Origin of the sequence: Chryseobacterium amylolyticum (assembly GCF_051011775.1) — a bacterium.
GTDB lineage: Bacteria > Bacteroidota > Bacteroidia > Flavobacteriales > Weeksellaceae > Chryseobacterium.
The window spans coordinates 921,298-933,796 of sequence record NZ_JBPCHX010000001.1; the positions used below are offsets into that span (position 1 = coordinate 921,298).

8 protein-coding genes are annotated in these 12,499 nt (G+C 42.7%); all 8 read left to right on the plus strand.

All coding sequences use genetic code 11. The features are described 5' to 3' along the window. Nucleotides 1-14 precede the first annotated feature (14 nt). The 8 genes from ACR1PO_RS03980 (at nucleotide 15) to dndC (ending at nucleotide 12,499) form a co-directional block, all read left to right on the plus strand. Nucleotides 15-4,280 carry a beta-ketoacyl synthase N-terminal-like domain-containing protein gene (locus ACR1PO_RS03980; protein WP_433985918.1) on the plus strand — a complete coding sequence of 1,422 codons (4,266 nt, stop codon included), beginning with the start codon at nucleotides 15-17 and terminating at the stop codon, nucleotides 4,278-4,280. Continuing rightward, entirely contained in the window at nucleotides 4,268-4,567 is a 300-nt protein-coding gene (locus tag ACR1PO_RS03985; protein ID WP_002977699.1) for an acyl carrier protein, read from the plus strand. Before ACR1PO_RS03980 ends, ACR1PO_RS03985 begins: the two co-directional genes overlap by 13 nt. Next, nucleotides 4,558-5,340: an alpha/beta fold hydrolase gene (locus ACR1PO_RS03990; RefSeq protein WP_332387827.1), complete on the plus strand. Its 783-nt coding sequence runs from the start codon at nucleotides 4,558-4,560 to the stop codon at nucleotides 5,338-5,340. The genes ACR1PO_RS03985 and ACR1PO_RS03990 overlap by 10 nt, the downstream gene beginning before the upstream one ends. Beyond that, a complete protein-coding gene (locus tag ACR1PO_RS03995) occupies nucleotides 5,333-7,735 on the plus strand; it encodes a glycosyltransferase (RefSeq protein WP_433985919.1) in 2,403 nt (800 codons plus the stop codon). The genes ACR1PO_RS03990 and ACR1PO_RS03995 overlap by 8 nt, the downstream gene beginning before the upstream one ends. 3 nt (nucleotides 7,736-7,738) lie before the next feature. After that, the gene (locus tag ACR1PO_RS04000) at nucleotides 7,739-9,022 is read left to right on the plus strand and encodes a condensation domain-containing protein (protein WP_433985920.1); all 1,284 of its coding nucleotides are present in this window, start codon (nucleotides 7,739-7,741) and stop codon (nucleotides 9,020-9,022) included. Then, on the plus strand, nucleotides 9,019-10,272 hold the full coding sequence (locus tag ACR1PO_RS04005) for a phthiocerol/phthiodiolone dimycocerosyl transferase family protein (protein ID WP_433985921.1): 1,254 nt from the start codon (nucleotides 9,019-9,021) through the stop codon (nucleotides 10,270-10,272). Before ACR1PO_RS04000 ends, ACR1PO_RS04005 begins: the two co-directional genes overlap by 4 nt. Continuing rightward, nucleotides 10,269-10,820, plus strand: a complete 552-nt coding sequence (locus ACR1PO_RS04010) for a hypothetical protein (protein ID WP_433985922.1) — start codon at nucleotides 10,269-10,271, stop codon at nucleotides 10,818-10,820. The genes ACR1PO_RS04005 and ACR1PO_RS04010 overlap by 4 nt, the downstream gene beginning before the upstream one ends. A gap of 314 nt (nucleotides 10,821-11,134) precedes the next feature. Next, on the plus strand, nucleotides 11,135-12,499 hold the full coding sequence (gene dndC, locus ACR1PO_RS04015; protein ID WP_433985923.1) for a DNA phosphorothioation system sulfurtransferase DndC: 1,365 nt from the start codon (nucleotides 11,135-11,137) through the stop codon (nucleotides 12,497-12,499).

Sequence of the window (12,499 nt, forward strand, 5' to 3'; positions counted from 1 at the left end):
TGCATAAACAACGTATGAAAAAAACAGATGTTGCCGTAATTGGCCTGTCCTGTGTCTTTCCCGGGGCACAGGATGCCAACACTTTTTGGCAGAATATTGTCAATAAAGTCGATTCTACCGGGTTGGCCCCGGCTGACCGGATAGATCCGGTTCATTTCAGTGATGCCACCAGCCCCGTTGACCGTTTTTACTGCCAGCGTGGAGGGTTTATCCCTGATTATACTTTTGATCCTACAGCATTCGGTATCCTGCCACTGGCTGTTGAAGGAACGGAACCCGACCATTTGCTTACCCTTGATCTGGTACAGAAAGCACTGGAAGATGCAGGTGTATTTCAGAAGAATATTTCCCTTGAAAAAGCAGGAATCATCATCGGGAAAGGAAACTACACCGGGCCGGGAGCTACCCGTGCTATCGAAATTGTAAGAACCGGTGAACAGATTTCTTCATTGCTGCAGGAACTGCTGCCTCACGTTTCTTCTTCCGATATTGAAAAGGTAAAACATGCGTTTCAGGAACGTAAAGGCCGTTTTGCAGCAGATACCGCCATGGGGTTAATTCCAAATCTGGTTGCCTCTCTTGTAGCCAACCGCTTCAATTTAGGAGGTGCTGCATTTACGGTAGACGCAGCCTGTGCTTCTGCACTTATCGCTGTAGACCATGCGGTGCAGGAACTTCAGAGAGGCCGTTCCGATATCATGATTGCAGGAGGAGTACACACAGGACAGAATGCTGCTTTCTGGAGTATTTTTGCCCAGCTGGGCGCCATGTCACGCCAGCAGCGGATTAAGCCTTTCAGCAGTGATGCTGACGGCTTACTGATCGGTGAAGGCTGTGGTTTCGTTGTTTTAAAACGATTGGAAGACGCCGTTCGCGATCAGGATAAAATCTATGCCGTAATCAAAGGTGTGGGAGTCAGCAGTGACGGTACCGGAACCAGCGTGATGAGCCCATCCGTAAAAGGTCAGCTGAAGGCGTTGGAACAGGCATGGATCAATGCTGATTTAGATAAAAATAAAGTCGGTTACCTTGAAGCCCATGGCACAGGAACACCGCTTGGCGATAAAACAGAACTTCAGACGTTAGCTCAGTTCTTCGGAAAAGAAGAAGCTGCTCCGGCTGCAGGTATCGGATCTGTGAAGTCCAATATCGGACATGCGATGCCGGCTGCCGGAATTGCAGGATTAATTAAAACCTGCTTAGCATTACACCATGACACTCTGCCGCCAACATTATATTGTGAGAATCCAACTGCAGAGATGCAGAACACAAGGTTTGAACCGGTACAGGAAGCCAAAAACTGGTCAAAAACAGGACTTCCAAAAGTAGCCGCTGTAAATGCCTTCGGATTTGGAGGAATCAATGCACACGTTGTTCTTGAAGGGTATGACATGCCGAAAAAAGATCAGGTGCTGATACTGGCAAGACCTACCCATGAAGAACTGCTTTCAGCCTTACAAAATCATGAAACAGCCATTGGAGAAGGAGATTTCAGAGTAGCCATCTTCGATCCGACACCGGCAAGAATAGAAAAAGCCATTAAAATTGTTTCCAAGAATATCATCTGGAAAAATAAGCAGGACATCTGGTACACTTCTACCCCATTATTAAAGGATGGCGGTAAAGTAGCCTTTGTATTTCCGGGCTTAGACGGTCTGGCGAAAGGTGAAGTAGAAACGGTAAGCCGTTATTTTGGGTTAACAGCACCTATTGAAACGGAAGGAGAAGGCCTTTTGACCGATGCTTTGAATATCTTCAACAACTGCAGTATCCTTGACAATTCATTGAAAAAACTGGGGGTTATTCCCGATATGAATGCCGGGCACAGCCTGGGAGAATGGCTGGCAGGATATTCGTCTGAGCTGGCAGAAGCCAATTCTGTAAAAGCTTTAATTGACGTGCTGAATCCTGAAACATTTGAATTAAAAGATTCAAAATTCATTGCCATAGGAGCAGGTATTGAAGCCATAAAACCTTTTATTGATGAAATTTCAAATCTGTATGTTTCCAATGACAACTGTCCTAATCAGGTGATTCTCTGCGGAAGCAATGCTGCTTTGGACGAACTGGTTCCATTGTTAAAAGCCAGGCAGATTTTCCACCAGGTGCTGCCTTTCCAGTCAGGATTTCACTCTCCTTTTATCGCGGATAAACTGGATGTGATCCTTGCCGGAATGGAAAAAGCACAGTTTCAGCAGACGAAAATTCCATTATGGTCTGCTACCACATTAGAACCTTATCCTGCAGATCAGGCAGCCATCAGAAAACTGAGTGCCGAGCATTTGGTAGAACCTGTCCGTTTTCGTGAACTGACCGATAAATTATACGAAGAAGGCGCCAGAGTATTCATCCAGGTCGGTACCGGAGGACTGATCGGATTTATTGATGATACCTTAAAAGGAAAAGCATTCAGCACGATTGCATCCAGCGTTCCTACCCGTTCTGCATTGGCTCAGTTACAGCGTGTGGTAGCTTCATTATTTGTGGAAGGAAAAACCGTTGCCCTTGACTTTCTGGAAATCCGGCATCAGTCAAAAAAATCAACAGGAAAAGGCATTAAGCTGGAATTAGGTTCTCCTATTATCCGTAACTTCAAAGAAGTAAAAGCTTTGGCTTCATCCTTTGATGAGCCAAAACAATATACCACCTCAGCTTCAGCCATGACTGCCAAAAGCGGTCATCCGCTGGTACAGGCATTCCAGGATAACGTTGCCGATATGATCCGTATGCAGGAAGAAGTATTGACTTTATTCCAGAACCGTCCGGAAATCACAATCCGGCGTCCTGCTCCGGTGCCTCCTGCAGCACAACAGGCTGCTCCAAAAGCACCGGGAAGTACAACCTTCACAAAAGACCTGTACGTAACGCTGGAAAGCCATCCTTACCTGATCGACCACAGCTTACTGAGACAGCCGAAAGGATGGGCTCATGTCGCAGATATGGAACCGGTCATCCCGATGACGATGATTTTTGAGCAGCTTGCAGAAATTGCAGAAGCGGAAATTCCGGGAACACAGGTTCATAAAATCATGAACGTAAGTGTCTTCCAGTGGATGAACGTTGCCCAACCTTTCGGGAAAACCGTAAGAGGAGAATGGCGTTCACCGAATCATGCTTATCTCGATATTGAAAACTTTGCCAACGCAGAAGTTATTTTAAAATCAGGCCCTGTTCCGGCACCGGCATTCAATCTTTCCATCGGAAATCTTTTACCTATCGAAAGAACACCTGAAGAAATCTATGACATGCACATGTTCCATGGAGAAAAATACCAGGGAATTACAGAAGTTTCAGCCGTTGGAGACAAAGGAATCATCGGAAAAATTAAAGGAAACGGCGGTAAAGGTTCATTACTGGACAATGCCGGACAGTTATTCGGGCTCTGGCTGCAGCTTACTTTGGTGAAAGACCGTATTGCATTCCCTGTAAAAATCAGAGATATTGAATTCTTTGGAGATATGCACGATCAGGATGGTATCTTTGAATGTACCTGTATGCTGACCGAACTGAATGATGAATTTGCCATCGCAGATATCATCCTGAAAAGAGACGGAAAAGTATGGTGCGCCATCACGGGCTGGCAGAACAGAAGACTGGAAATTGATGCCCCTTTATGGAATGTTTCCATGTCGCCGCTGCACAACCGACTTTCTGAAGAGATTGCTCCTGAAGTATTCTTCTTCCACCAGGCCTACACCAGAGTAGCTTCATGGGACTTTATCCTGAAAAGGTATTTCAACCAGACGGAAAAGCAGCACCATCAGCAATTATTACCAAATAAAAAGAAAAACTGGATGGTAAGCCGTGTAGCCGTGAAAGATGCCGTAAGAAATCTTCTCCGCAAAGAAAAAAATCATGCCTGCTTCCCGATCACGTTTGAAATCTGTTCTAATGAAGCGGGAAAACCTTACCTCATCAGTGATTTTACAGAGAATATCCATATTTCGCTGGCTCACAAAGGAAAAGATGCTGTGGGAATTGCGAGGTACGGAAAACCTGTAGGAATTGATATGGAAATCATGGAAGAACGCAGCGAAGGATTCTATGACCTGGTATTTACAGACAAAGAATTAACCTTATTAAAAGGAAAAGATCAGGCAGAATGGACCACCCGTTTCTGGGTAGCTAAAGAAGCCTACGGAAAGTTCTCAGGAACCGGACTGAAAGGAAATCCAAAAGCCTTCGAAGTAGAAGAAATAAAAGACGATCACCTGTGGATCAACAATATTGAAATAAAAACTATTAAACATAAAAATTATATTATCGGATGGACACTGTAAACGCAACATTAAAAATGAACCACGAAGAACTTTTTACTTTATTAAAAGGTTTTATTACTGAAGTGATAGGTGCTGAATTTGTAGAGGAGATGGATATTACTCCTGAAAGTTCATTCACCAAAGATCTTGAAATGGACAGCATAGAGATTGTCTCTTTCTCTGAAAAGATCAAAGCGCATTTTGGCGATCAGATCGACTTTACAGGCTGGCTGTCTTCCATGGATCTGGACCAGCTGATCAATCTTGACCTTAGTATGATCATCAATTATATCTACGAATGCCAATAATCACTGTCAATAACAGACAAGTTCATATACAGGAACTCAACAAAGGAGCCGGACAAACCGTGGTACTCATCCACGGTATGTTCAGCAACCTGTCCGTTTATTATTTTAATATTGCCCCCATTCTGGCCAAACATTTCCATGTGGTGATGTACGATCTGAAAAGCCACGGTATGAGTGAGCGCTTTCCGGATGGGTACGATCTTGACAACATGTCGTCCGATTTAATAGGTTTAGCAGATCACCTTCAACTGGAAAAAGTACACCTTGCCGGCTACAGCTTCGGAGGTCTGATTGCGTTAAAAACAGCTTTGGATTATCCTGAACGTATCCATCAACTGGTAGTGATGGAGGCACCGGATCCTCAGGATGAAAAAGCCCGTAACATCATTGATGAATACAGCAAAGAATTCCTTGAGCATTACGTAGCCAACTTTACCGATACCACCAAAGTGCAGATGGGCAAAAGGCAAATGGAAAAGAACCACCGTATGTATGAATTTCTGTTTAACCAGACCAGCATTAAAGCAGATATGATCAAGGAAAAGCATTTCCTTGGTGAAGCCCGTTTCAATGAATTAACGGCTCCTACCTTATTGCTTTATGGCGCTGATTCCAACTGCAGGCCTACCGGTGAGTGGCTTCAGTCTCAAATCAGCCAGTCTGAACTTGAATTAATCCCGGGCGATCACAACATTCCTATCCAGGAACCTCAGCTTATCGCTGAAACGATTGCTCAATTTTTATCTAAAATCCTAACACAAAACCATGGCTAAATTTGCATTTATAGTTCCGCCACTCACAGGACATGTCAATCCTACCCTAAGCATCGGTGCTGCCTTGCTGGAAAGAGGACATGAAGTAGCCTGGATCAGCCTTGACCCTACGTTAGAGGCCAAACTTCCCGGGGGAGGAAAATTATTACTGATCCAATACGATCAGACTGACGAAGAAAAAAGAGAAAGTGAACAATATCTCGATATCATTTCAAAAAAAGTAGTGTATGGTATAGACAGCGTAAAGTTCCTGTACGAAGAGGTTCTTATCCCGCTGAACAGACATTGCTATAACGGAGTTGTTGCTTTACTGAAAACATATCAACCCGATTTAATTATCGGTGACCACCAGCTATTTGCAGCCCCGGTGGCCGCAAAAGCGCTTGGAATTCCTTATGCCACATCCGTTACCGCTCCGGCTGCCATCAAGATCATGAATGAACTGCCAAAGGTACATGAATGGCAGGTCAATCAGATCATCGGATTACAAAAAGAACTTGGTTTCCATGAGGAACGTTCTCTGGCCACTTCAGACCTGCTGACGCTTGTGTTAACCTCCGGTCATTTTTTTGGTGAAATGGAAGATCTGCCGCCTCAATATCAGTTCACGGGCCCTGTTCTTACCGAAAGACGCATCTCTTGTGAATTCGATTGGGACAGGTTGAAAAATGCTGCCAACAAAAAGATTTTAGTAAGCATCGGAACTACTTTCGATCACGATCATAAAAAAGCATTCTTCCAGAAGGTCATTGACGCCTTTAAAGACGAAGATTTAACCGTTGTAGTGGTTTCTGATCCACAACTTTTTGAGCAGTGGCCGGAAAACTTTATGGTATATCAGCAGATTCCCCAGCTGGATCTGCTCCCTCATCTTGACGGTGTGGTGTGCCACGGTGGCCACAATACGGTTTCTGAAACCTTATCCAACGGGATCCCTTTGGTGGTGATTCCGATTGCATACGACCAGTCACACGTTGCAGGACGTGTGGTACGTACAGAAGCGGGTGAACGTCTTAATTTTAACAGGTTTAAAGCCAATCATCTGAGAGAAGCTGTACAGCAGATCTTAAATAACCCGGGCTACCGTGAAGCCGCTCAGAAAGTGGGACAATCTTTTGCCGACGCAGGAGGCACAGCTACGGCAGCCACTTTACTGGAACAGGCTATAGCAAAGGCTTCAAAACCTGAAAAACCCTCTAAGTTTTTATTCGTAGTTCCTCCGTTTTTCGGACATGTGAGCCCTACTTTAAGTGTGGGAGCAAGTCTGATTGCCCGTGGCCACGAAGTAAAATGGTTCGGAATTACGCCTTTAGACAGCAAACATATTCCTGAAGGAGGCTCTTATTTCTATCCGGAAGAAGACCTTATTCCGTATCAGGAGGAAATTGCCCGTATTTTAAAAAGACAGGATGACGGCCCCGCATGTTCAGGGCCTGAAGTGATGAAGCTGGCACTGGAAGAAACCTATGTTCCTTTTGCTAAAATGATGATGCCGGGATTAACGAGACTCACAGAAAGCTGGATGCCTGATGTGATCGTGAATGACTGTATCACTTTCGGAGGCGCTCTTTTCGCCCATAAAAACAATATTCCCTGTGTAACCACTACTCCGGTTCCGCCGGATGTGATGGGAGATACGGAAAAAAGTGCCCCAAAAATCTGGGAATGGCAGCAAAAACTGATCAGAGACCTTCAAAAAGAAGTAGGCATTCATGAGGAAGGCATTTATATCCATTCTCACAAACTGAATATGGTGTTTACTTCACAGGCTTTTGCCGGATTTGAAACCGTTCCCCCTCACATGAAATTCGTAGGGCCGGTAAAAGGACGCCCGAACGATGCCCCATTCGACTGGGATAAACTGAACGCTTCCACAACTCCGAAGATATTCGTATCATTGGGAACGCTGCTGGTAGACATCAGAAAAGCTTTCTTTGAAAAGATCATTGCCGCATTCAAAGACCAGCCGGTTACAGTAGTTGCCGCTACTCCACCGGAAATCTTTGAAGAATGGCCGGATAATTTTATCGTAAACAGCTTTGTTCCCCAATCTGCAGTGATGCAGCAGATGGACATGGTGATCTGCCACGGCGGCTTCAATACGGTAAACGATACTTTCCGTAACGGATTACCGATGCTGATCACACCTATTGCCTACGATCATTTCCATATTGCCAAACTGATCGAGCAAGCAGGCTGCGGAATCAGCATCCGCTACAAGAGACTGCGTGTAGATGCGCTCCGTGAAACAGTTTTTGAACTGCTGGGAAATCCGAAATACCGGGAAGCCGCCAGGGAAGTCCAGAACACATTCACCCTCGCCGGAGGAAATGACAAAGCGGTAGAACTGTTAGAAAATTTTGTACACGAACATTCAACATTAGCTTCTGTGTAGCCTATGAACCCACCTGTAAAAAGAAGATTGCTATTCGGGGAACGTATGTTATTAGGGGACGGAACAGAACCTTTTAACGCGGTCATCCCGTTCAGGCTGAGAGGAACTTTTAGCTTAAAAGAGATCCAGCTGGCTTTAGCCCGGATTCAAAACAAACACCCATGGCTCAGAGCACTGATCAGCCATGATGAAAAAAATATTCCATGGTTTAACGTTCCTGAAAAAACGGTTTCCATTCCTGTAAGGATCGTCCCCAGACAAAGTGAAGATCAGTGGCAGGAAGAATCCAGGAAAGAATGGAACACCACCTTTAATTACGAAAAATTACCCCTGATCCGGTTTATCTGGATCAAAGGGGAAGACGTTTCTGACATGATGTTTGCGTTCCACCATTGTCTTTGCGATGGTGGTTCTGCAATGGCCTTCTTAAAAGAGTTTTTATTGGCTCTGGACAACCCGGCTGCCGATATCGGGACAGAAAACCCGATCTTAGGCATTGAAGATGTGGTTCCTGCCCATATTCTAAACAGCAGAAGACAGAAACTGAAAGCAAAATTTATCGGAAGGCTGGCTGCTGCCGCGATCAAATGGATTCCGGTAGGCAAAAAAGCTGTGGAAAGACAGAGTGATTACCTGATCAACTGGAAACTGGATGAAACGGTAAGCAAAGAATTAATCGCTTACTGTAAATCCCAGGGGGTAACAGTGAATACATTTTTGGGTGCAGCAGTATTGCAGGCATTTAAAAAAGTAAGGGGAGAAAAATCCTTCAATAAGGTTTCCTGCCCGGTAGACATCAGGCGTTTTGCCCAACAGATCAGAGAAGACCACATCTTCGCTTTCGGGCTGATGATTGTGGTGTCTGCTGATGAAAAGCTAAGCTTTACGGATAATCTCCGTGCCATGCAGAAATCTGTGGAACAGAAGACCTCAAAGCTGAACCCTTACCTCACCATGATGGTGATGGAATCCGGGCATGATGCACTTAAGAATTTCACCAAGCTTTTAAAGAACGGGAAATCCTCCAACGACTGTATGTTTTCCAACCTGGGACGTATTCAGATTCCTCATGAGTACAAAGCGTTTACGGTAGAGACTATCTTCAGTCCGTCTGTCATTGGTCCTTTAGGAAATACCACTACCCTGGTGGTTTCTACCTACCGTGGCAAAATGGATTTTTCATTCATGGGAAGCGAAGGCTATTTACCGTATACCGATGCCATGGCAGTACGTGACGAAGTTATGCAGACTATTCATTCACAACTAAAACAAATGGCAGTATCATGATCAAAAGACCTCTAATGATGGTGGAAAGGATCATGTATGTAGATCCTGAAACGCCTTTAAACTGTGTTTACACCGCAAAGATCAACGGGCAGATTGCTGAGGAAACATTTAAAACAGCCCTACTCAAAATCCAGCAGAAACATCCTATGCTGAGAGCCCATATTGATCACAACCAGGGACGCTATCCCTTTTTTGTAGGACAAAGGGATATTGAACCTATTCCGCTCCGGATTGTAGAAAGAAAAACAGATGACGACTGGTTCAAGGAATCCGAGAAAGGATGGTTCAGATTTTTTGGAGAACCTAAAAAACCACTGGCTGAAGTCGTATGGGTGAAAGGAAAGGATACTTCGGAAATCATCTGGATCATGCCCCACTGCATTTCAGACGGAACTACCGGAGTGACTTTAATGCGGGAGCTTCTGAGCCTGCTGGACAATCCTTATCTGCCGTTGATTCCTTATGTTGCTTTTGAATCGGTAGATGATTTTCTGCCTTCGGATTTTAATACAGGCATTAAAAAATATAAAGCCGGCCTTTACCTGCTGTTTGCCAGGGTATTCTTTTCTATCCAGCGGAAAAGTAAAAAGAGAAACCTTGGGAAAAACTACGCCATTCACTGGAAAATGTCCCCTGAGGACACCAAGCTGATCACAGAAAAATGCAAAGCCAACGGAATTTCTGTACATGCTTTGCTGTGTTCTTCCGTAATGCAGGCCTTCCGTGATGTTCAGGGAGACCGTGCCAAAGGGAAGGTGATCAGTCCGGTAGATGTGCGTCATTTTATTCCCGAAATCAAGGAAGATCATTTATTTGCTTTCGCCCCAACGGTAGAGCTTTCCATCAAAAAAGACAGCAAGGATGTGCTGGGCAATGCCAAACAGATCAAAAAAGACCTTACGGAGAAAATCAATAAGCTGGAAGCCCGTGAGCTCCTGTGGATGGGAGAACATATGCACCCCATCGTAGACCGTATGATCAGCATGCTGAAATCCAGCGAAGGCGGCCATGATGTGACCCTATCCAATATGGGAAAGGTGAATATCCCGAATGATTATAAAAACTTCAGTCTGGAAACCGTTTTTAGTCCTACCGTGGCTTTCCCATGGCTGAACTCAAATACCCTAGTCACCAGTACGTACAACCAGCAGATGGACTTCACCTTCATGTCCAATGAGAATTTTCTTCCGAAAGAAGAAGCCCACAAGATAAAAGATAAAGCCATCGAGCTACTGACCACCTCCGTATGAAACTGAAAATAAAGCCTCCAAAGCCAAAACCCATCAAAAAAACCACCCTCAGACGCTTTCTCATAAAGCGTACGATTTACTATGTCCTTCCCAATGTATTTTTTAATTTCATCATCGCCTATGCCAGCTTCAAAGAGCTAGGCTACACCCATTTTTTCTCAGGAACCCAAAACCTGGCCCGCCTTACCCTGCCGATGGCTATCTTCCTTCCGGTAGTCCTCACCATTGATATCATCAAAAGGGTAACCGATGCCGCCAGCCAGGAAGCCATAGAGTTTACCGTAGACGAACAGCTGAATATTAAAAAACTCATGACCAAGCTAAGCATCTTACACGGCCTGATTACAGGAGCTTTGGTTTTATCCCTGCTCTTTATAGGACAGTACAATTTCTCAAAAGATTATAAGCTGGATGCTACGGCAATGGCTGTGGTGGTAGGTGCGCTGGCAGGTGTGCTGTCTGTGGTGTTTGTGTATCTGCCGGTTTGGAGGTTGAGAAGGTGGATGTGTAGGAGGACGCAGACTGTGACTGTGGACCTAAATGCATAGTTTATTTAATAAATCTCTATATTTTTAATATAAATTTCTCTCTTTGATAGTATTATATGATACTATCAAAGAGATGAAACCTCCCTATACCATTACAGACACTATTTTATTTTTAGTGTTGGTATTTATGAAATAACCTTTTCAGCTCTCTTTACAATAATTGCATAATTTCTATATCTTTTCAATTAATTAAAACACAAACACTTTACTCTTAATAGATTATGTTTATTATAGATTTCGGTTACTTATAATTCAATGTTATTTTGCTAAATTTGACAAGAATTTTACGTGGATAAATATTGTCGAGATTAAAAATGCAACATATAAAAAGCAAAAAAATAGAAGGAATTATTGATCAAATTATTGATCAGTATTTATATGCAGATAGGTCAGAAAGACCTTGGATAATTGGCTTTAGTGGAGGTAAAGATTCAACCGTATTATTAACATTGGTTTGGATTGCATTACAAAGGATTAGGGAACAACTACCATTTCCATTTCAATTAAAAAGAAAAGTATATGTAGTTTGCAATGATACTATGGTGGAAAATCCAATTCTAGCTGACTATGTACAGGATGTTTTGAAAAAAATAGATGAGGAAGCAAGAAATCAAGATTTACCAGTTTTTGTTAAACGGACAACGCCAAAATTAGAAGAAACATTCTGGATCAATATTATTGGAAAGGGTTATCCTGTTCCAAATAATTCATTTAGATGGTGTACAGATAAATTAAAAATCCGTCCCACTTCTAGTTTTTTATTAGAACAAATCAATGAAATGGGTGAGGCAATTGTATTATTAGGAACCCGCTATGATGAAAGTGCTACTAGAGAACGTTCTATTAAAAAAAATGAAGTTCAAGGTCGAAGATTATCGAAACATTCCAATACTCCAAATACTTATGTGTATGCACCAATTAAAGAATTGCTGTTAGAAGAAATATGGTATATTATCAATGCTGTTCCCTCTCCTTGGGGATATGATAATGCAATATTATTTCAAATCTATGCTGATGCAAGTGCTGATGATTATGAATGTCCAACCGTTGTTACTGATAAAAAGCATGGATCATGTGGACAAAGTCGTTTCGGTTGTTGGACCTGTACTGTTGTAAAAAATGATAAATCTATGAATTCATTAGTCAATAATGGTAGAAACTGGATGCAACCGTTGTTAGACTTTAGAATTAGATTAGTAGAAAATCGCAACATTCCAGAAAATAGAATGGATACACGAAGAAATGGTCAGCAAGCTATAAATGATGATGGCGAAAATAGAGGAACTTACACAATTGAGTATCGGTACAAAGTTTTAATAGATCTATTAAATATTCAAAAAGAAATTCAAAAAGAGAGACCGGACATTACCCTAATTAATAATCAAGAACTGATTGCTATCCAAGTAATTTGGAATAGAGATATGTATTTTGATCATACTGTTAGTGAAGCTTACAAACAAATATATGGAAGAGATATTAGTACAAATAATATTAAAACTCTAGATCATACTGAAAAAAGAATTATTCAAGAAGTTTGTAAAGACGATATGAATTATTATGATCTTATAGATAATTTAATATCGCTTCAGGAAACTAAGACATTGTTGATTACAAAATATGGGTTACATAACGACATTGAAAGAAGAATTGGAAAGTTTGCAACAGGAAAGGCTATTTAA

What these genes read in the sequence shown, in the direction of transcription:
- ACR1PO_RS03980 (WP_433985918.1), top strand. Translation starts at nt 15, where the DNA reads ATGAAAAAAACAGATGTTGCCGTAATTGGCCTGTCCTGTGTCTTTCCC.
- ACR1PO_RS03990 (WP_332387827.1), top strand. Translation starts at nt 4,558, where the DNA reads ATGCCAATAATCACTGTCAATAACAGACAAGTTCATATACAGGAACTC.
- dndC (WP_433985923.1), top strand. Translation starts at nt 11,135, where the DNA reads ATGCAACATATAAAAAGCAAAAAAATAGAAGGAATTATTGATCAAATT.
- ACR1PO_RS03985 (WP_002977699.1), top strand. Translation starts at nt 4,268, where the DNA reads ATGGACACTGTAAACGCAACATTAAAAATGAACCACGAAGAACTTTTT.
- ACR1PO_RS04005 (WP_433985921.1), top strand. Translation starts at nt 9,019, where the DNA reads ATGATCAAAAGACCTCTAATGATGGTGGAAAGGATCATGTATGTAGAT.
- ACR1PO_RS03995 (WP_433985919.1), top strand. Translation starts at nt 5,333, where the DNA reads ATGGCTAAATTTGCATTTATAGTTCCGCCACTCACAGGACATGTCAAT.
- ACR1PO_RS04000 (WP_433985920.1), top strand. Translation starts at nt 7,739, where the DNA reads ATGAACCCACCTGTAAAAAGAAGATTGCTATTCGGGGAACGTATGTTA.
- ACR1PO_RS04010 (WP_433985922.1), top strand. Translation starts at nt 10,269, where the DNA reads ATGAAACTGAAAATAAAGCCTCCAAAGCCAAAACCCATCAAAAAAACC.